Origin of the sequence: Phocaeicola oris (assembly GCF_021295095.1) — a bacterium.
GTDB classification, from domain to species: Bacteria; Bacteroidota; Bacteroidia; order Bacteroidales; family Bacteroidaceae; genus Phocaeicola; species Phocaeicola oris.
This window is the reverse complement of the sequence record NZ_JAJLQX010000012.1, coordinates 51,333-69,687: the sequence shown is the minus strand read 5'-3', so window position 1 is coordinate 69,687 and position 18,355 is coordinate 51,333. Positions and strand designations below refer to the sequence as shown.

Annotated in this window: 19 protein-coding genes; 3 read left to right on the top strand and 16 right to left on the bottom strand. The window is 38.1% G+C overall.

What is annotated here, in order from left to right; translation table 11 throughout:
* Positions 1-6 precede the first annotated feature (6 nt).
* From LO761_RS07570 to LO761_RS07500, 15 genes are all read right to left on the bottom strand, one after another.
* Entirely contained in the window at positions 7-561 is a 555-nt protein-coding gene (locus tag LO761_RS07570) for an outer membrane beta-barrel protein (RefSeq protein ID WP_272817681.1), read from the bottom strand.
* 248 nt (positions 562-809) lie between these two features.
* Positions 810-2,117: a tyrosine--tRNA ligase gene (gene tyrS / locus LO761_RS07565; protein WP_272817680.1), complete on the bottom strand. Its 1,308-nt coding sequence runs from the start codon at positions 2,115-2,117 to the stop codon at positions 810-812.
* Between the two features lie 81 nt (positions 2,118-2,198).
* Positions 2,199-2,828 (bottom strand): TatD family hydrolase, encoded by a 630-nt coding sequence (locus tag LO761_RS07560; protein WP_272817679.1) that lies wholly within the window; start codon positions 2,826-2,828, stop codon positions 2,199-2,201.
* Positions 2,829-2,835: 7 nt separating this feature from the next.
* On the bottom strand, positions 2,836-3,054 hold the full coding sequence (yidD, locus tag LO761_RS07555; RefSeq protein ID WP_272817704.1) for a membrane protein insertion efficiency factor YidD: 219 nt from the start codon (positions 3,052-3,054) through the stop codon (positions 2,836-2,838).
* A gap of 44 nt (positions 3,055-3,098) precedes the next feature.
* Positions 3,099-3,491 carry a ribonuclease P protein component gene (gene rnpA / locus LO761_RS07550; RefSeq protein ID WP_272817678.1) on the bottom strand — a complete coding sequence of 131 codons (393 nt, stop codon included), beginning with the start codon at positions 3,489-3,491 and terminating at the stop codon, positions 3,099-3,101.
* 88 nt (positions 3,492-3,579) lie between these two features.
* Positions 3,580-4,329 (bottom strand): uroporphyrinogen-III synthase, encoded by a 750-nt coding sequence (locus LO761_RS07545; protein ID WP_272817677.1) that lies wholly within the window; start codon positions 4,327-4,329, stop codon positions 3,580-3,582.
* A gap of 13 nt (positions 4,330-4,342) precedes the next feature.
* The gene (locus LO761_RS07540) at positions 4,343-5,137 is read right to left on the bottom strand and encodes a DUF4271 domain-containing protein (RefSeq protein ID WP_272817676.1); all 795 of its coding nucleotides are present in this window, start codon (positions 5,135-5,137) and stop codon (positions 4,343-4,345) included.
* A complete protein-coding gene (gene metK, locus LO761_RS07535; RefSeq protein WP_272817675.1) occupies positions 5,138-6,433 on the bottom strand; it encodes a methionine adenosyltransferase in 1,296 nt (431 codons plus the stop codon). It abuts the gene before it with no gap.
* A 585-nt stretch (positions 6,434-7,018) separates the two neighbouring features.
* Positions 7,019-7,516: a 2-amino-4-hydroxy-6-hydroxymethyldihydropteridine diphosphokinase gene (folK, locus tag LO761_RS07530; RefSeq protein WP_272817674.1), complete on the bottom strand. Its 498-nt coding sequence runs from the start codon at positions 7,514-7,516 to the stop codon at positions 7,019-7,021.
* A gap of 5 nt (positions 7,517-7,521) precedes the next feature.
* Positions 7,522-8,574: a tRNA preQ1(34) S-adenosylmethionine ribosyltransferase-isomerase QueA gene (gene queA / locus LO761_RS07525; RefSeq protein WP_272817673.1), complete on the bottom strand. Its 1,053-nt coding sequence runs from the start codon at positions 8,572-8,574 to the stop codon at positions 7,522-7,524.
* Positions 8,575-8,703: 129 nt separating this feature from the next.
* Complete coding sequence (gene truB / locus LO761_RS07520; protein ID WP_272817672.1) at positions 8,704-9,414, bottom strand: tRNA pseudouridine(55) synthase TruB; 711 nt, start codon at positions 9,412-9,414, stop codon at positions 8,704-8,706.
* Positions 9,415-9,419: 5 nt separating this feature from the next.
* Entirely contained in the window at positions 9,420-10,220 is an 801-nt protein-coding gene (locus LO761_RS07515; protein ID WP_272817671.1) for an undecaprenyl-diphosphate phosphatase, read from the bottom strand.
* A 9-nt stretch (positions 10,221-10,229) separates the two neighbouring features.
* Complete coding sequence (locus LO761_RS07510) at positions 10,230-10,460, bottom strand: DUF3098 domain-containing protein (protein ID WP_272817670.1); 231 nt, start codon at positions 10,458-10,460, stop codon at positions 10,230-10,232.
* Positions 10,461-10,464: 4 nt separating this feature from the next.
* Positions 10,465-11,334 (bottom strand): cell division protein FtsX, encoded by an 870-nt coding sequence (locus LO761_RS07505; protein ID WP_272817669.1) that lies wholly within the window; start codon positions 11,332-11,334, stop codon positions 10,465-10,467.
* A 2-nt stretch (positions 11,335-11,336) separates the two neighbouring features.
* Entirely contained in the window at positions 11,337-12,233 is an 897-nt protein-coding gene (locus LO761_RS07500) for a methyltransferase domain-containing protein (RefSeq protein ID WP_272817703.1), read from the bottom strand.
* Positions 12,234-12,372: 139 nt separating this feature from the next.
* Between LO761_RS07500 and LO761_RS07495 the strand changes: the two genes are divergently transcribed.
* Positions 12,373-12,570 carry a PspC domain-containing protein gene (locus LO761_RS07495; RefSeq protein WP_272817668.1) on the top strand — a complete coding sequence of 66 codons (198 nt, stop codon included), beginning with the start codon at positions 12,373-12,375 and terminating at the stop codon, positions 12,568-12,570.
* Positions 12,571-12,622: 52 nt separating this feature from the next.
* On the opposite strand, the gene miaB is transcribed toward LO761_RS07495, so the two are convergent.
* Positions 12,623-13,996: a tRNA (N6-isopentenyl adenosine(37)-C2)-methylthiotransferase MiaB gene (miaB, locus tag LO761_RS07490; protein WP_272817667.1), complete on the bottom strand. Its 1,374-nt coding sequence runs from the start codon at positions 13,994-13,996 to the stop codon at positions 12,623-12,625.
* Positions 13,997-14,846: 850 nt separating this feature from the next.
* Here miaB and LO761_RS07485 point away from each other — a divergent pair.
* Positions 14,847-15,287 carry a hypothetical protein gene (locus tag LO761_RS07485; RefSeq protein ID WP_272817666.1) on the top strand — a complete coding sequence of 147 codons (441 nt, stop codon included), beginning with the start codon at positions 14,847-14,849 and terminating at the stop codon, positions 15,285-15,287.
* Between the two features lie 231 nt (positions 15,288-15,518).
* Positions 15,519-18,353 (top strand): leucine--tRNA ligase, encoded by a 2,835-nt coding sequence (gene leuS / locus LO761_RS07480; RefSeq protein ID WP_272817665.1) that lies wholly within the window; start codon positions 15,519-15,521, stop codon positions 18,351-18,353.
* The last annotated feature ends 2 nt before the right edge of the window (positions 18,354-18,355 follow it).

Below are 18,355 nucleotides of genomic sequence, written 5' to 3'. Positions count from 1 at the left end.
TAACTTTTAAAAAGTATATTGCAATCCTATTTGAAGCCGCTTCAATCCGGCATCAAAGACTAAGTCACCACCCCCTACGACTGCCCCTTCGTGTGTATTAGGAGTATCGCTATATCCGAGATACAAATAGCGAATTTTCAGGCCAAGATTATTCCCCAACGCAAAAGCAAGACCAAAATCCAAGCCTGTTTCCACAGCCGTATATCCGTCAGCCCAGTTTTTCGTATCATAGATGTTGACAAGACCTTCTGTAAATACTTTAAACTTATTTGAACGGATAAAAGCATACTGAACATACGGAGTATAGAAATTATTCTGTCTATGATCTCCGGCTTCAAATGTAGCTCTAAATCCGAGTGCCCATAAAGGATTTATCTGATACCCTAAACCGGGAGTCAGCATCATGTAACCTTTATGTTCTGTTTTAGGAGCTCCGTAATTGTACACCTTAACAATACCGTATCCGCCATTCATCTCTATAAACAATCCTTTCTCTTTGGTTTGAGCAGACAATTGCATGGCAGAAAGAATGGCAAAGAAAATAATAATAAATCTTTTCATATCTTATCAATGATAAATGTTTGTAATACTCATTCGTTTATTAGCATACTGATGTGGCCGGTAAGTAGGCTTATATAGAATCTATATTTCTAAAACAGTAAAATATACACTTATTATTAAACTAATTAAATAAATCCGTGTTTTTCAAAAAAAGAGGGGGATTTATTTAATTTCATCAGCAAGTGTGAATTTATAAAGAACAGCCTCGAACTTTCGTTCGAGGCTGTTCTTTCCATATAATCGTTCTTTTACTTTGCAATAAGCAAATAATAGTTCTTCTTTCCGCGCTGGAAAAGCAAATAGCGGTCAGCTAACAGATCCTTTGTTGTAATCACCTGATCAAAAGCCGTTAATTTCTCTTTGTTAAGCGAAACACCTCCGCCCTGAACTAATTTACGCATCTCACCTTTTGAAGCGAATACAGCGGCATCTGATGTAGTTAAATCGACAGCTTTAACACCGGATGCAATCACATCACGCGAAACTTCGAAAGTGGGAACACCATCAAAGATTTCAAGAAGTGTCTCTTCGTCCAACTTAACCAAAGCATCATGCGTACTGTTTCCAAAAAGAATATTAGAAGCTTCCACAGCAGCCTTGTAATCTTCCTCAGAATGAACCATCGTAGTAACTTCCTGAGCCAAACGCTTCTGAAGAATACGCAGATGCGGAGCCTCAGCATGCTGAGCAATCAAAGAATCAATCTCTTCTTTTTCTAAAGAAGTGAAAATCTTAATATATTTTGCCGCGTCATCATCGCTCACATTCAACCAGAACTGATAGAACTTATAAGGAGTGGTACGATTCCTATCTAACCAAATATTACCGCTTTCAGTCTTACCGAACTTCTTTCCGTCCGACTTGGTAATCAAAGGGCAAGTAAGCGCATAAGCTTCATTTTCAATGCCCAAAGTACGACGAATCAATTCTGTACCTGTTGTGATATTGCCCCACTGATCATTACCTCCCATTTGCAATTTACAATTCTTATGTTGATAAAGGTAAAGAAAATCGTATCCTTGCAACAACTGATAAGTGAATTCTGTAAAAGAGAGTCCGTCGCGAGCTTCACCATTCAGACGTTTCTGAACGGAATCCTTAGCCATCATATAGTTCACCGTAATATGCTTACCTACTTCACGGACAAAATCAAGGAAAGAAAAATCTTTCATCCAGTCGTAGTTGTTCACCATCTCTGCATGATTTGGTTCTTTTCCATCAAAATCGAGGAACTTTCCCACTTGTTTTTTTATACATTCCTGATTATGATATAAAGTATCGGCATCAAGCAAGTTACGCTCCTGACTCTTACCGGAAGGGTCTCCAATCATACCGGTAGCTCCGCCAACTAAAATAATAGGCTTGTGACCACAACGCTGAAAGTGTCGAAGCATCATAATACCACAAAGGTGGCCGATATGCAGAGAGTCCGCTGTAGGGTCTGTTCCTAAATAAGCAGTCACCATTTCTCCTTTTGAAAGGAGCTCTTCTGTTCCCGGCATCATCTGAGCTAACATGCCACGCCATTTTAATTCCTCTACAAAATTCTTTGACATCGAATGATTTTTAAATTATTAATTGATATATTATTTTTAATTGAAATGCAAAAATACGACCTTTCACGGAACAAACAAAGCTTAATGCTTAAAAAAGACATGCTGAACATTCGTGTCAATCTGCCATATAAAGTCATCGGAACGCTTTCCCTTAACATCAGCTATACCTTTTATAATAAGACGAATATCACTTTCGCTTTCATCGGTCTCAACGAAAAGTTTCTCATCGGGAACCATTTGGACAACCGTTGACTGATAGCGATCACCAAAAGAGATATACATATCCTCTGACAAAAGCCGCTCCGCAATAAACGGATTATTCCGAAAACCGTGCACAATCCACGGTTGTTTCGGGTGAAGATCTCTTTTAAGTTGAATAAGTTCATTATAGCATTTCACACAATGTATGATTAAAGGCAGCCGCAACTCCTCGCTCAATGCGATTTGTCTCTCGAAAGCAGCCTTTTGCAGCATAATATTATCCGTTACAAAGCGGTCTATCCCGACCTCACCAATTGCGATAATTCGGTCATCAGTAGCTGTTTTCCGGAGTACATCAAAATCTGTTTCCCAGTTGGAAGTTACATCCCATGGGTGAATGCCAACAGAATAATAACCGCCTTTCTGCGCTTGGAATTCTTTAAAAGAAATATTCTGAATTGCCTCAGAAAGAACATTCGGTTGATGATGAGTATGAATATCTAACAGCATAATCTGATTATGGAACAGGGTCATATCCCGAACCTCCCCAAGGATGGCAACGAAGTATACGACGAATAGCTAAATACAGTCCTTTAAACGGACCATGTTTCTTAATGGCCTCTACCGCGTATTGCGAACAAGTTGGAGTGAAACGACACGACGGTGGAGTAAGTGGTGATATAAATCGCTGATAAAAATAAATAGGTATCAGCAGGACATTCGCAAAGAAGTTCATCAGAATACTCCAAGTCTTTTTAATAATCTCTATAAACTGTTCCATTACACACTATCCGCGATAAATTGTAATAATCTCTCCACCTTGGCATCTACCTCTTTCGTAGAATGCAGTTTATCATCAAGCCAGATAAAAGCAATAATTATCTGCTTGTCCTTTTCCGCCAACTTATCTAAAAGCAGATGTTTATGCTTCCGGTAAGCCTCACGCACCTGACGTTTTACACGGTTGCGTTTGACGGCACGTTTAAAGTACTTTTTCGATACGCTGATGAGAATAGACGCATCCGAACGTCCTTCCTGCGTATCAATCCATTTATAAACCACACGCAATGGAAAAGAAGGAAACGACTTACTTCCTCCCATAAACAAACTATCCATGAGCAGCTTGCTGTTCAATCGCTCTGACTTTTGCAGTGTATATGGTTTCTCTTCCATTTACAAAAATAAAAAACGAAAGTTCTGTATGCAAAGTTAAAACTTTATGCCTACAAAACCTTCGGTATAACGTATTATCTAATAAGAATTATTCTTTATTATGTTCTTTGATGAACAAATCCAATGCCGCAGTAATCGAAGGCAGTTCTGCTGTCCCCGCCTGCATGTCTAATCTTAAACCGGCATCTTTAATAGCTTGTGCTGTTGCCGGACCAAAACATCCGATAGCAACATCTGCTTGATTAAACTTAGGGAAATTACGAACCAATGTATGGACACCGGCAGGAGTAAAGAACAACAACATGTCATAATCAAGAGTCTCTTCAGGTGCAAAATCTACACTTACAGTACGATACATTACAGCATCCGTATGCTGGATATGATTAGCATCCAAAGCATTCTTTATCTCGTCAGTATGAGTATCTGACATAGGAACCAAGTATTTCTCTGAAGGATGCTTCAAAATAACAGGTAATAGTTCCGGAAATTTACCACTCGGACCGAAGAATACTTTACGCTTACGGTACTGAACATATTTCTGAATATAAAGGGCAATAGTTTCAGAGAGACAGAAATACTTCATTGTATCCGGAACCGTTATACGAAGTTCGGAACATAAAGTGAAGAAATGATCAATTGCATGCCTTGATGTGAAAATTACTGCGGTGTGATCTAAAATTGAAACTTTCTCCTTTCTAAAATCCTTAGCAGGTAAAGCCTCTACCTTTACAAATGGGCGAAAATCTATTTTCACTCCATACTTCTCAGCGATACTAAAGTAAGGCGACTTTTCTGAAATCGGCTTTGGCTGAGAGACGAGTACCTTCTTAATCTTCAATTGTATCTAAAATTTAAAACCAATAATTGTCCCATAACATGATTCCTTTCCAGAAAATCAAATCAGGGAAGATTTCTAGCGCACAAAAGTACAAAATAAAATGGAAAGAATAGCGAATTCGGTTAAAAAAGTTTGTAAAACATTTATATACTAACAAAAATTTAGAAATTATTACGATTATACTAACAAAAATAAAGGTTAATCTGAGAGAAAGATTAAAGAAAACGATTAAAAGAACAGGAATGACAAGCAAAAGGCCAGCCCATATCACCACGTTAAAGTAGGCCTCATTCCACAATTTCGCCTTCGTTTTGTTAAATAAAATGATATTTACAAATGTATAAGAAAGCCACTTCAAAGCAAAATATACCATATAAATAGCAATAAATGTGACTAACACAATCTGATGTGAAACATAAGTAAAAATAGCATTATAATGGTCGAAAAAATAATCAAAAGTACAAAAGCCAAGTAGCAAACATGTCTGAAAGATAAGAAAAAGCGTATGACTCATATCGGAAGCGGTATCAAACAAATTAACTCGCTCTTTTGTGGAAAAAAAGTTCTTGAACTTCTCTATTAAATGCGTCTTGCCATGCGACAATACATACGAAACCATTATGAAACAAAGAAAAAGAACACCGGTCACCATCCAATCGGAACGCAACTGATATGGTAAAGGCTCACCTTTCATACCATACATATCGGTAGAGAGGTGAGCCTCATAAGTTAAAGCGTTACTTACATCACCTTGATGTTTGTTTTCAAGATAATATAAAAAAGATATTTCAGGTAACGCACTGTTCATTTATTTTAAGCCAAAAGCTTCCTTTATCTTTTTAACATAATCCAACTTCTCCCATGTAAAAAGCTCTACTTCTACTGCCTTATCTCCGTTATATACAGAACGAAAAGTCTTTTTTACTTTCATTGGCGCACGCCCCATGTGCCCGTACGAAGCAGTCTCTTCATAAATAGGATTACGCAACTTCAAACGCTCCTCTATAGCCCTCGGGCGAAGATCGAATAACTCTCCTATCTTCTCTGCTATCTGACCGTCGCTCAACTTAACATGACTGTGCCCGTAGGTATTCACATAAATGCTGATAGGTTTAGCTACTCCGATAGCATACGAAAGCTCTACCAACATCTCGTCAGCTACTCCTGCGGCAACCATATTTTTAGCTATATGACGGGCAGCATAAGCAGCGCTACGGTCTACCTTGCTCGGGTCTTTCCCAGAGAAAGCGCCACCACCATGCGCGCCTTTGCCTCCATAAGTATCTACAATGATCTTACGACCTGTCAAACCTGTATCTCCATGCGGGCCACCAATAACAAATTTGCCGGTAGGATTTACGAAATACTTTATCTTATCATTAAAAAGCGCAACGATTTCAGGTGTGCAAATATTGCTTTTTACACGAGGAATAAGAATCTCCTTCACGTCTTTCTCTATTTGAGCCAACATAGCCCTATCGGCTATCTCTTGTGCACGCTTCGTATGGTCTTTCGGCTGAATAAACTCATCATGCTGTGTAGAAACTACAATAGTATCAATACGAACCGGCTTATTATTGTCATCATATTCCACAGTTACCTGACTTTTTGCATCTGGACGAAGATAAGTCATTTGCTTCCCTTCTTTACGAATTTCAGTAAGCTCTATCATCAAGCGATGTGCCAAGTCAAGGGGCAGAGGCATATAATTCTCTGTCTCGTTTGTAGCATATCCAAACATCATTCCCTGGTCTCCGGCTCCCTGATCCATCGGGTCTTTGCGATCTACCCCACGATTAATATCTGGACTCTGTTCATGTATGGCAGAAAACACGCCGCATGAATCGCCGTCGAACATGTACTCACTTTTCGTATAACCTATACGATTGATAACGTCGCGAGCCACTCTTTGCAAATCGATATAAGCATCAGACTTTACTTCTCCGGCCAACACTACTTGTCCGGTAGTAACCAACGTTTCACACGCAACTTTAGAATTAGGATCAAAAGCTAACAATTTGTCCACGATAGCGTCTGATATTTGGTCGGCCACTTTATCCGGATGTCCCTCAGACACTGATTCGGATGTAAATAAATATCCCATTTTGAATAAAGAATTAAATAGTTTGTTAATAATAAATTAATTCGGTTATCAAACGGGGACAAAATAAGAGTAGATAAAAAACGAAGAAACAATAGGTGTTTTTAGCATTTTTTTTCGTGGTTGCAAGCTACTCAAATCTCTCCACTGTTCTTTAACGACTGCAAAGATAAGCAATAAAAAACAAGATTCATCTGTTATTTAAGGAAATTATCATTTTTAACGGATATATACAAACCGTTTCATAACGGCAGCTAACCTTAAACTATCCGATAATTTAAACTCATGTCACTTTCTAAAGTTATGGTGGCAGATTACATTTTATACGTTATCAGCAAAAAGGAGAGATGAATCTAAACTTTAAATAAAAAAGGCCGTACGATATGTTTAAACAAAGGTTTAGTTTCTTTATCAAACTCATTAAATTGTTCATCAAGAGACTTTGAAAAGCGAATCGTATAAATAACTCAACTCATACAGATGATTCGTTCGTTTCACTTAAGTGAAACAATTGTTTCACTCTTGTGAAACGAGAAATTCATGCAGATGAATACGACAACTCATACGCATCAACAGAATAATTGAATATTAACTTAAAGCATGATGATAAGACTCGAGTAAAATTTCTTTTTCAGAAAATAAAGTTCTTATCGGTTCTTTTAATATAGGGTGTATAACATCCGGAGCTATCTCCACTAAAGGTTCCAAAACAAAACGTCGCTGTTCCATCAGCGGATGTGGAATAACCAGTTCCTTTGAATTCACAATTACCTCATCATATAAAAGGATATCAATATCGATAAGCCTATCGGAATAGATTCGATTGATACTCTTTTCTTTCCTTCCAATTTGTTTCTCAATGCTTTGCGTTACAAGAAGAAGTTCTTCAGGTGTATAGTTTGTTTGAACGGCACAAGCAGCATTCAAAAAAGAATTAGTCGACTGAAATCCCCAAGGCTCTGTCATATAAAAAGCGGACAAGGTGATAACATCCCCTATCCGCTTCTGTATCTGTTCCACAGCAAAATGCAAATTTTGCTCTCTATTTCCTAAATTAGTACCTAAGCCTAAATAAACGGTTGCCATTACATTTATTCAAGGATCAGCATGGCATCGCCATAAGTTCCAAACTTATAATCGTTCTGTAAAGCTACCTCATAAGCGTGCATTATCAAATCATAACCGCCAAACGCACAAGTTAGCATCAGCAAAGTAGAATAAGGTAGCTGGAAGTTACTAATCATACTGTTTGCCAAAGAGAACTCATAAGGTGGGAAAATGAATTTATTCGTCCAACCATCAAACTCCTTCAATCGTTGGTCGGTACCAACAGCTGTTTCAATGGCACGCATAACGGTAGTTCCTATAGCACAAACATTTTTTCCGTTATCTTTCGCCTTGTTAACCACATTGCAAGCTTCTTTAGTAACAAACATTTGTTCAGAATCCATCTTATGCTTCGTCAAATCCTCCACGTCAATATCACGGAAATTTCCTAAACCTGCATGCAATGTAATATAAGCAAAATCAATTCCTTTAATTTCCAAACGTTTCATCAACTCACGACTGAAATGCAAACCCGCAGTAGGAGCCGTTACTGCACCTTCACTCTTAGCAAAGATACACTGGAAACGTTCTAAATCCTCCGATTCCACCTTGCGATTAATAAATGTAGGTAGCGGAGCTTCGCCCAATGCATAAAGCGCTTTCTTAAAATCATCGTGCGGGCCGTCATATAAGAAACGAAGGGTACGCCCACGAGAAGTGGTATTATCAATTACCTCTGCCACCATAGAATCATCCTCACCAAAGTAAAGTTTGTTTCCTATGCGAATTTTCCGAGCAGGATCGACCAATACATCCCATAATCTATACTCCTCATTCAGTTCACGGAGCAAGAATACTTCGATACGTGCACCTGTTTTCTCCTTATTTCCATAGAGTCTGGCAGGAAACACTTTAGTATCGTTAAAAACAAACACATCTTGATCATTAAAATAATCAAGAATCTCCTTAAACTCCTTGTGCTCTATCTCACCTGTCGATTTATGGACGACCATTAACTTACATTCATCACGGAAATGTGATGGATATAAAGCAATTTTTTCTTCCGGTAATTTGAATTTGAATTGTGAAAGTTTCATGTCCTAATGATTTACAAACTATTATCTCCTAATAGTCTAAATACGATTCTATTGCAAAATTACTACTCAGAGATAGGGGTTGTCAAGAGATTATGCGTTAAGAAAACATAAATCAAACAAAAAGGGATACTAATCATTCCTTTCAAGCTTTTCTATTTCCTGTTTATCCAACCACTCAGTGAAGTCGTCTACCTTCATACAGTCTTCTACTTTTATATTGCCCACCCTTGTCCGCCGAAGTTCAATAAGATACGCTCCGCTGCGAAGCGCAAAACCTATGTCACGAGCTAATGCTCTGATATAAGTACCCTTACTACAAACAATACGAATCTTAATAACGGGCATATTATACGCTAACAATTCTATCTCGTCAATGGTTAAAGTCTTTGGTTTCAATTGAACTTCCTCTCCACGACGAGCGAACTTATAAGCACGTTCTCCTTCCACTTTACAAGCAGAATAAACAGGAGGAACCTGTTTTATACTCCCAATAAAAGTCTTCAACGTCTTTTCTACCAATTCTTTTGTTATATGCTCTGTAGGATATGTTTCATCGATAGGATGCTCCATGTCAAAAGACGGAGTAGTGGCACCCAAACGTAAAGTGGCGATATATTCTTTAGTATGTCCCTGAAATTCTTCGATACGTTTTGTGGCTTTCCCTGTACAGATAATCATTACGCCTGTAGCTAACGGATCGAGCGTACCGGCATGTCCCACCTTAATCTTCTTCACACCAAGTTTGTGACTCAAATGATAGCGAACCTTATTCACTACCGAAAAAGATGTCCACTTTAACGGTTTATCAAAATATAAAATTTCTCCCTCTATAAAATTCATTTAAATCAAACTAATGTACCGATAACTGTTATAAGTCCTATGATAGCACAATAAATAGCAAAGTAAATAAGCTTTCCTTTCTTAACAATGTTTATCATCCACTTGCAAGCCATACATCCGAAGATGAAAGCTGCTAAAAATCCGACAATCAGAGCAGTTAAAGAAATATCGGTGGAACCTTCGGCCGAGCCTTTCACTATCTTCATTCCATCAAGCAAAGCTTCGCCAAGAATAGGAGGAATAACCATAAGAAAAGAGAATTGGGCTAACTTCTCCTTCTTATCGCCCAGCATTAGTCCCGTTGCGATGGTTGAACCCGAACGAGATAATCCCGGCATCACAGCACATGCCTGAGCTAAACCTATAATGAATGCATCTTTTTTAGTAATATGTTCCTTTACTCGGGGCTTAGCATAATAAGAAAAGGCAAGAAGAATAGCTGTGAGAATCAACATCAATCCGACAATAAATAAACCGGAACCAAAAATCTCTTCTACTTTATCTTTAAAGAACAAACCTACAATTCCAATAGGAATCATAGAAATAATAATATTCACCACATATTTTGTCTCATCATTCCACCGGAACTTAAAAAGGCCGTTGAAAATCCAAACAATTTCTTTCCAAAGTATAACCAATGTACTTAAGACTGTAGCAATATGCACCGCAATAGTAAAGGTAAGATTATCTTCTCCATCAACGCCAAACAAAGCTGCGCCAATAGCCAAATGACCACTACTGCTGACCGGTAGATATTCTGTCAGTCCTTGAATAATGCCAAGGACTAATGCCTGTAACCAATCCATACTATTTGTTTATTCGTTATCTTTCGGCTTTCGCAAAACGCCATAAATCATAAACACGAAACCAAGAAAACAAACAACCGGAGCAACTCGGACGCGGCGAACACTAAAGATATCCGGCTGAAAAGCTGTTTCATTTGTTGCGGGACCTGCCATCAATACAAATCCCAAGATAACAATCACCATTCCAACAGCCAAAAGAATGAAGTTAACCTTATCAAATGCAAAATTCTTTTTATCCATATTATTAAATGTAATATAAAGCACTTGCTTTCATCCGCAAGTATTTATTAATAGAAATATACGAACATATCAATGTTATAAGAACACCGAAAACAAAGACAGAAGACATGACAATCAAAACAACTGATGGGGTGATGATTTCTATCAGTTCCGGCCAATAACGAACCAGAGCATAAGCCATTCCTATCAACGTTACATCGGCTAACACTGCAGCAAACACGCCAATCCATACGTTTTTCCAAAGGAATGGTCGGCGGATAAATCCCCAACTGGCTCCTACAAGAGTCATCGTATGTATAAGAAAACGTTTAGAATGAATAGCCAAACGAATAGTACTATTTATCAAAGCAAAAGAAATAAGCGTCAGCAAAGCTGCCAAACATAATAATCCAATGCTTATCTTCCGAATGTTTCCGTTTACATCATTTAGCAAATCTTCCGGATAATCTATCTCTAAAACTTTCTTATTCGACAGAATCTCCTTCTCTATCCAACGAATACTATCAGATAATGCATAATTAGCTTTGAGTTTTACTTCAAGACTCGATGGAAAAGGATTATGACCCACGAACTCAGCAGGATTCGTACCCATTGTTTCTGTCTGTTCTTTCAAGGCTTGCTCCTTAGAGATAAACATACAATCCTTAACGTATGGTTTCTCACTCAAATATTTCTGGAAAGTCAAAGCTTCTGGTTCCTTCATGTCATCGCTTAACATCACTGCGAAACTAATGTTTTCACGAACATATTTTGATAAGTTATTTGCCGACAATACAAAGAACACAACCATACCCAACAGCAACAATACCAACATGATACTAATGCCGGAAGTTATAAATTGCATATCAAAAAAAGAAGTTTTATTCTTTCCCATAATCACTTCATTCTAAAAACATATATCATGGAACTGCTCTGACCTTTATCACGCAAAGCATGCAACCAACCATTACATCCTGTCCATAGTCCTTTCAAAAAAGGAAGTTTTGCCCCTTTATACTTTTCGGTGAGCATAGAAACATAGAACGCGTCAAACGGCATCGGATGTTGTTCAACCAATTCAAACTTATGCTTCTCTCCCATCTTTTTAATTACCGATGGAGTAAAATGCCAAAGATGACGAGGCACATCATAAGCTGCCCACCAAGAACCATACTTTTTAGCATCATAAGAATGATGATTCGGAACAGCAATAACTAAAACGCCCTGTTCTTTTAACAATCGATGAAACTGTTCCCAAAGTTCATTCAAATGCTCTATATGCTCCATCACATGCCACATTGTAATCACATCAAACGTCTTATCCGGCAAAACATCAAAAGCTTCATCGCCTTGCACATCCAAGTGAAAATGCTCCTTGGCAAAAACTCTTGCTTTCGCATTTTTCTCAATAGCTTGAACTTTCCAGCCGAACTTTTGAGCAGTAAAAGGGAAATAGCCGGTACCTGTCCCGATATCCAGCAATTGTCCATTCTTTACATGGGAAGCCCGTTCTATCAAACGAACTTTTTTACGAAGCATAAACTGACGAACAATGTGATAAACTTTATTCATCAATCCCTTTTCGGTATCGGAATGCGAGATATACTCCGGTGTTTCATAATACCTTCCTATTTCTGCTTCAACAGGTACATCCTGAGTAAAGGTGAAACCGCAATCCGCACACTCCCATACTTCGAACTGTTCCCCCGAAGCAAAATGGTCTGTACACAACATCACCGGCTTAAGATGATTTCCGCCACACAGCGGACAAGTAACAATATGGAGTTTATTCACCTCTCTACCTAATTTCCTGCAAAGAAACAAATAAATTATCACATACTCCTATATTTTTTAAACTTTTAATAGAATTAAGTATGAGGAAAGTCTGTCAATTTCATACATTTGCAAGAAGAAACAATAATAAAAAAAGGATATGGAAAATCAAAAAAAGTTGGTTCGTTCTGTAAAAGATAAAATGATTGGCGGAGTATGTGGAGGCATAGCTGAATACTTCGGATGGGACTCGACTCTAATCCGTATCGTTTGGGCATTAGCAACCATATTCACCGCATTTGCCGGAGGAATTGTTTACCTTGTTCTGTTACTTATCATGCCAAAAGATCGGTTGTAATCTCCCGCTGATATATAAAATTTAAGGTGCACCATCAATGCACCTTATCTTTTTATTCTTTCACTTCCTCGCCTATCAACGTTGCGGAACTGGACTCGTTTATCTTCACTTTAACAAAATCGCCTATGCGATGATTGCCCCTATCGAAAACCACTACTTTGTTCTGTTCCGTTCGTCCAAAAAGCTGGGAATGCGAACGTTTTGAAAATCCTTCAACTAAAACCTCAAAAGTCTTGCCGATATCCTTTGCATTGCTCTCAGCAGAAAGATGATTTTGTAAATCTATAATCTCCTCTAACCTTTCTATTTTCAATTCTTCGGGAATGTTATCCGGCAAATGTTTCGAAGCATAGGTTCCCGGGCGCTCGGAATACTTGAACATGAACGCGGCATCGTATGCACACTCCTTCATCAAAGAGAGTGTCTGTTGCTGATCTTCTTCCGTTTCATCATGATAACCACAGAAAATATCCGTAGTCAACCCACAATCCGGAACAATTTTCCTAATAGCTGCCACCCTATCCAAATACCATTCGCGGGTATATTTCCTGTTCATCAACTTAAGAATATGGTTACTTCCGCTTTGAACCGGCAAATGAATATGTTTACATACATTAGGAACCTCGGCAATGACATGAAGCGTCTCATCACTCATATCTTTCGGATGAGAAGTGGTGAAACGAATACGCATATTCGGCACAGCCTCGGCAACAGTCCGCAAAAGGAGTGGGAAAGTAACCACTTCGTTTCCTTTTTTAAACAAATACGAATTCACGTTCTGACCGAGCAACGTTACCTCCTTATAACCTTTAGCCTGTAAATCGCGAACTTCATTCAATATACTTTCCATATCACGACTACGCTCCCTGCCCCTTGTGTATGGAACGATGCAATAATGACAAAAGTTATTGCAACCGCGCATAATGCTCACAAAACCGGAAATATGATTCCCACAGATACGCGAAGGAATCACATCTCGATAAGTTTCTGTTGTAGAAAGTTGTACATCTATCGCCTTTTCTCCTGCTTCAACCGCAGCAACCAAATCGGGTAAACTCAGATAAGAATCAGGTCCAACCACTAAATCGGTATGATGATTTCGTATCAGATCATCTTTAACCCGCTCAGCCATACATCCGAGTACACCAACTATCAGATGAGGTCTTTTGGACTTCTTTAAAGAATGGAAATACTCCAAACGATTATAGATTTTGTTCTCAGCATTCTCACGGACAGAACAGGTATTCATAAATATGGCATCAGCATCTTCCAATTGATTGCAAACAGTATATCCGGCCATCTTCATAATAGAAGCGACAACTTCGCTATCAGCCACATTCATCTGACATCCATACGTCTCAATAAAGAGTTTCTTCTCTTTCTCAGTTGCAGATTTTAAGTCTGCTCCTGTAATTTCATTGGTCATATAAATAATTTTAATTTCTTGGCAAAGATACGTACTTCTTACAAATTAATGTGAGTTCGACGAATTTAAATAATACAAGCCGGTCATCACTACTTTTTTGAAGTAATACACGACTCTCTTGTCAACCACCCATAACAATTATTATTCGAATGCGTATGAACGTGAAAAGTGAATCGTATAAGTTGCCGTATTCTTCAGAAGATTTTCTCGTTTCACTAATGTGAGTCATGTGTTTCACTAATGTGAGTCATGCGTTTCACTAATGTGAGTCATGCGTTTCACCTATGTGAGTCATGCGTTTCACTAATGTGAAACAAAAGAATCATCCGTATGAGTTGGACGATTCATGCGAATCACTTTTCAAAATCTCTTGATAACCAATTTAATGAATCTGACGAAAAGGCTAAAACATCGTTCAAATACGCTGTAAGACCTTTATTCCTAAAGTTTAGGTTCAACATATCCTTTCAGCAAAAACTGCATTATAAAAATATATGGTAAAATAACCTGAACCAGCCATCAAGCTTATAGATACTTATATCTTATTGAATTCGCGTTAATTAGCTCGATTTTATTCCGTCGAAAAGAAGAAGTATATTCTTTCTTTTTATTATACGAATTGTTAATAAAGCATAATTAACGAACAATGATGAATACTTTCATGTTTTTAAAAGAAAAATATATTATATATTTGCAATGTTAAAAAACATTAGATTTTTTCATAGTTAAGGTTTAGGTTAAAAATAAGAAGGAAGTCAGTTGTGAAACTCACTTCCTTTTTTTATTTCTATTCGAAACATTTATCGAATTCTTTTATTATTTTTGCAAAAAGCATCATTGAATAATTACCATGGATAATATCTTATACATCATAATTCTCATAGCTATTATTGCCATCGGAAATCTTCTTTCCGTTAAGAAAGAAAAAAAGAATAAAAAATCTTCTCCTACCAAATCTTTCGGTGAAGTATTCCCGGAAATAAAAGAATGGAGCAGACCCAACCAGCAGCCTCAACCAACAAAAATTCGCACCCAATCTGTCGGCCAATCAACAACCTATGGACAACCGATAAAAAGAAATGAAGCGAAACACGTTTTCAGAATGAAAAAAGACCGTGAGAATTGGCAAAAAGCATTTACCGAAGCACCACGTTCTACCACAGATATTAAAACTGTCACCATTCCGGAGGAGCAGACAGATTCCTTTCTTGGTGATATCCGGTTTCAAACTCCGGAAGATGCCCGGAAGGCTTTTATCTATTCCGAAATATTCAAAAGAAAATATGAATAACATCTGATAAACGAGTTGCTTTAACTTAAAAAAATAAGAATGTCACAAATGTGATTCACTGAATTAACACTAAAGAAGAACTAATACAACGGGAATACCCCATCAATTTCATTTGTATTTCTCTTCATCCTGCTTTTGCTGTTGATTTATTCCACAAAACAATTTTATTTCTTTGATTTTCTTTATCTTTGCCGACAATACTGATTATTTAAAATAAATCATCATATAATCATGGAATATAATTTCAAAGAGATTGAAAAGAAATGGCAACAGCAGTGGGTTGAAAACAAAACCTATCATGTTGTTGAAGATGAAACAAAAAAGAAATTTTACGTATTAAATATGTTCCCTTATCCTTCGGGAGCCGGACTACATGTCGGACACCCATTAGGATACATCGCCAGTGATATTTATGCTCGTTACAAACGTCTGCAAGGATTTAATGTTCTAAACCCCATGGGGTATGACGCTTATGGTTTGCCGGCAGAACAGTACGCTATTCAAACCGGTCAACATCCTGCCATCACTACAGTTAACAACATTAATCGTTACCGTGAACAATTGGACAAGATTGGTTTCTCTTTTGATTGGGATCGTGAAGTCCGTACCTGTGATCCGGAGTATTATCATTGGACTCAATGGGCATTTCAGAAAATGTTCAACAGCTATTACGACAATAAGGTAAATAAAGCTCAACCTATTGATTTACTCATTCGGCATTTCGAGAAAGAGGGAACCAACGATGTTAATATAGCATGCACTGAAGAAATCTGCTTTACAGCCGACGAATGGAACGCTAAAACCGAGAAAGAGAAACAACAGATTCTGATGAACTACCGCATTGCTTATTTAGGAGATACGATGGTCAACTGGTGTCCTGAGCTTGGAACCGTTCTTGCTAATGATGAAGTTATTGACGGTGTTTCTGAGCGTGGAGGTTATCCGGTTGTCCAAAAGAAAATGCGTCAGTGGTGTTTAAGAGTATCTGCTTATGCTCAGCGCTTGCTTGATGGGTTGGACACCATCGATTGGACAGATTCTTTGAAAGAAACCCAACGCAATTGGATAGGTCGTTCCGAAGGTACGGAGGTCCGCTTCAAGATTAAAGATTCCGATAAAGAGTTCACCATCTTCACCACTCGTGCCGATACCATGTTCGGCGTTACTTTTATGGTTCTCGCGCCTGAAAGCGAGCTCGTTCCGGAAGTAACTATTCCGATTCAAAAGAGTGAAGTGGCCGGTTACCTTGATCGTACGAAAAAACGTACAGAACGCGAACGTATTTCCGACAGAAAAGTAACCGGAGTATTCAGTGGCTCATACGCTATTAATCCTTTCACCGGTGATGCTGTTCCTATTTGGATCAGTGATTATGTCTTAGCCGGTTACGGAACCGGAGCCATCATGGCCGTTCCTGCTCACGATAGTCGAGACTATGCATTTGCTAAACATTTCAATTTGCCGATTATTCCATTGGTAGAAGGCTGTGATGTGAGCGAAGAGAGCTTCGACGCAAAAGAAGGAATTGTTTGTAATTCTCCCAAACCGGGAATCAAACCATATTGTGATTTGGTTTTAAATGGTCTGACAATTAAAGAAGCTATTGCCGCTACAAAAGAATATGTAGAAAGTCATCAGTTGGGAAGAATAAAAGTAAACTACCGCTTACGCGATGCAATCTTCAGTCGTCAACGTTACTGGGGCGAACCGTTCCCTGTATATTATAAAAACGATATGCCTTACATGATTGACGAATCCAAGTTACCTTTGGAACTTCCGGAAGTTGACAAGTATGAGCCAACAGAAACCGGCGAGCCACCATTAGGACAAGCATCAAAATGGGCATGGGATATTAAGAAAGGCGAAGTTGTAGAGAATACATTGATTGATAATATAAATGTATTCCCTCTGGAGCTTTATACAATGCCGGGATTTGCCGGTTCTTCTGCGTATTATCTTCGTTATATGGACCCGCATAACAATAAAGAATTAGTATCAGAAAAAGCTGATTACTATTGGCAAAACGTAGATTTATATGTTGGTGGCACAGAGCATGCAACCGGACACTTAATCTATTCTCGCTATTGGAATAAATTCTTGCACGATTATAATATTAGTGTAAAAGAAGAGCCTTTCCAGAAACTGGTTAATCAGGGAATGATTCAGGGCAGAAGTAATTTTGTTTATCGTATTAAAGATAGCAATACATTTGTATCTTTCGGATTGAAAAACAAATACGATGTTACTCCTATTCATGTGGATGTAAATATTGTTTCAAATGACATATTGGACATAGAAGCCTTCAAAAACTGGCGGCCGGAATATCATGACGCAGAGTTCATATTAGAGAACGGCAAATATGTATGCGGATGGGCTGTCGAAAAAATGAGCAAATCAATGTTCAACGTCGTCAATCCTGACATGATTATCGAAAAATACGGAGCCGATACCTTACGAATGTACGAGATGTTTCTCGGACCGGTTGAGCAAAGTAAACCTTGGGATACCAACGGCATTGATGGTGTATATCGTTTCTTAAAAAAATTGTGGAACTTGTTCTGGAGTAGAGAAGACCAGTTTTTGCCTGTTGACAGTAAGCCTACAAAGGAAGAACTTAAGAGCGTCCATAAGTTAATAAAGAAAGTAACAAACGATATTGAAGCCTTCTCTTACAATACCTCTATCAGCGCATTTATGATTTGTGTGAATGAATTAAGTCAGTTAAAGTGTTATAGCAAAACTGTACTTTCTGATTTGGTTGTTTTACTTGCCCCATTTGCTCCGCATATTAGCGAAGAGCTGTGGGAATCTTTAGGTCATACCACTTCTGTTTGTGATGCTCAGTGGCCAAAGTATAATGAGGCCTATCTGAAAGAAGATACCGTTAAATACACCATCTCATTCAACGGGAAAGCTCGCTTTACAATGGATTTCCCTGTCGAAGCCGACCGTGAAACGATTGAGAAAGCTGTTCTCTCTGAAGAGCAATCAAAGAAATGGATAGATAATAAGACTCCAAAGAAAATCATTGTCGTTCCGAAAAAGATTGTCAACATTGTTTTATAATA

What these genes read in the sequence shown, in the direction of transcription:
- tyrS (WP_272817680.1), bottom strand. Translation starts at nt 2,117, where the DNA reads ATGTCAAAGAATTTTGTAGAGGAATTAAAATGGCGTGGCATGTTAGCT.
- miaB (WP_272817667.1), bottom strand. Translation starts at nt 13,996, where the DNA reads ATGACCAATGAAATTACAGGAGCAGACTTAAAATCTGCAACTGAGAAA.
- queA (WP_272817673.1), bottom strand. Translation starts at nt 8,574, where the DNA reads ATGAAACTTTCACAATTCAAATTCAAATTACCGGAAGAAAAAATTGCT.
- folK (WP_272817674.1), bottom strand. Translation starts at nt 7,516, where the DNA reads ATGGCAACCGTTTATTTAGGCTTAGGTACTAATTTAGGAAATAGAGAG.
- leuS (WP_272817665.1), top strand. Translation starts at nt 15,519, where the DNA reads ATGGAATATAATTTCAAAGAGATTGAAAAGAAATGGCAACAGCAGTGG.
- LO761_RS07510 (WP_272817670.1), bottom strand. Translation starts at nt 10,460, where the DNA reads ATGGATAAAAAGAATTTTGCATTTGATAAGGTTAACTTCATTCTTTTG.
- LO761_RS07560 (WP_272817679.1), bottom strand. Translation starts at nt 2,828, where the DNA reads ATGCTGTTAGATATTCATACTCATCATCAACCGAATGTTCTTTCTGAG.
- LO761_RS07570 (WP_272817681.1), bottom strand. Translation starts at nt 561, where the DNA reads ATGAAAAGATTTATTATTATTTTCTTTGCCATTCTTTCTGCCATGCAA.
- LO761_RS07540 (WP_272817676.1), bottom strand. Translation starts at nt 5,137, where the DNA reads ATGAACAGTGCGTTACCTGAAATATCTTTTTTATATTATCTTGAAAAC.
- LO761_RS07515 (WP_272817671.1), bottom strand. Translation starts at nt 10,220, where the DNA reads ATGGATTGGTTACAGGCATTAGTCCTTGGCATTATTCAAGGACTGACA.
- rnpA (WP_272817678.1), bottom strand. Translation starts at nt 3,491, where the DNA reads ATGGAAGAGAAACCATATACACTGCAAAAGTCAGAGCGATTGAACAGC.
- LO761_RS07485 (WP_272817666.1), top strand. Translation starts at nt 14,847, where the DNA reads ATGGATAATATCTTATACATCATAATTCTCATAGCTATTATTGCCATC.
- yidD (WP_272817704.1), bottom strand. Translation starts at nt 3,054, where the DNA reads ATGAACTTCTTTGCGAATGTCCTGCTGATACCTATTTATTTTTATCAG.
- LO761_RS07495 (WP_272817668.1), top strand. Translation starts at nt 12,373, where the DNA reads ATGGAAAATCAAAAAAAGTTGGTTCGTTCTGTAAAAGATAAAATGATT.
- truB (WP_272817672.1), bottom strand. Translation starts at nt 9,414, where the DNA reads ATGAATTTTATAGAGGGAGAAATTTTATATTTTGATAAACCGTTAAAG.
- metK (WP_272817675.1), bottom strand. Translation starts at nt 6,433, where the DNA reads ATGGGATATTTATTTACATCCGAATCAGTGTCTGAGGGACATCCGGAT.
- LO761_RS07505 (WP_272817669.1), bottom strand. Translation starts at nt 11,334, where the DNA reads ATGGGAAAGAATAAAACTTCTTTTTTTGATATGCAATTTATAACTTCC.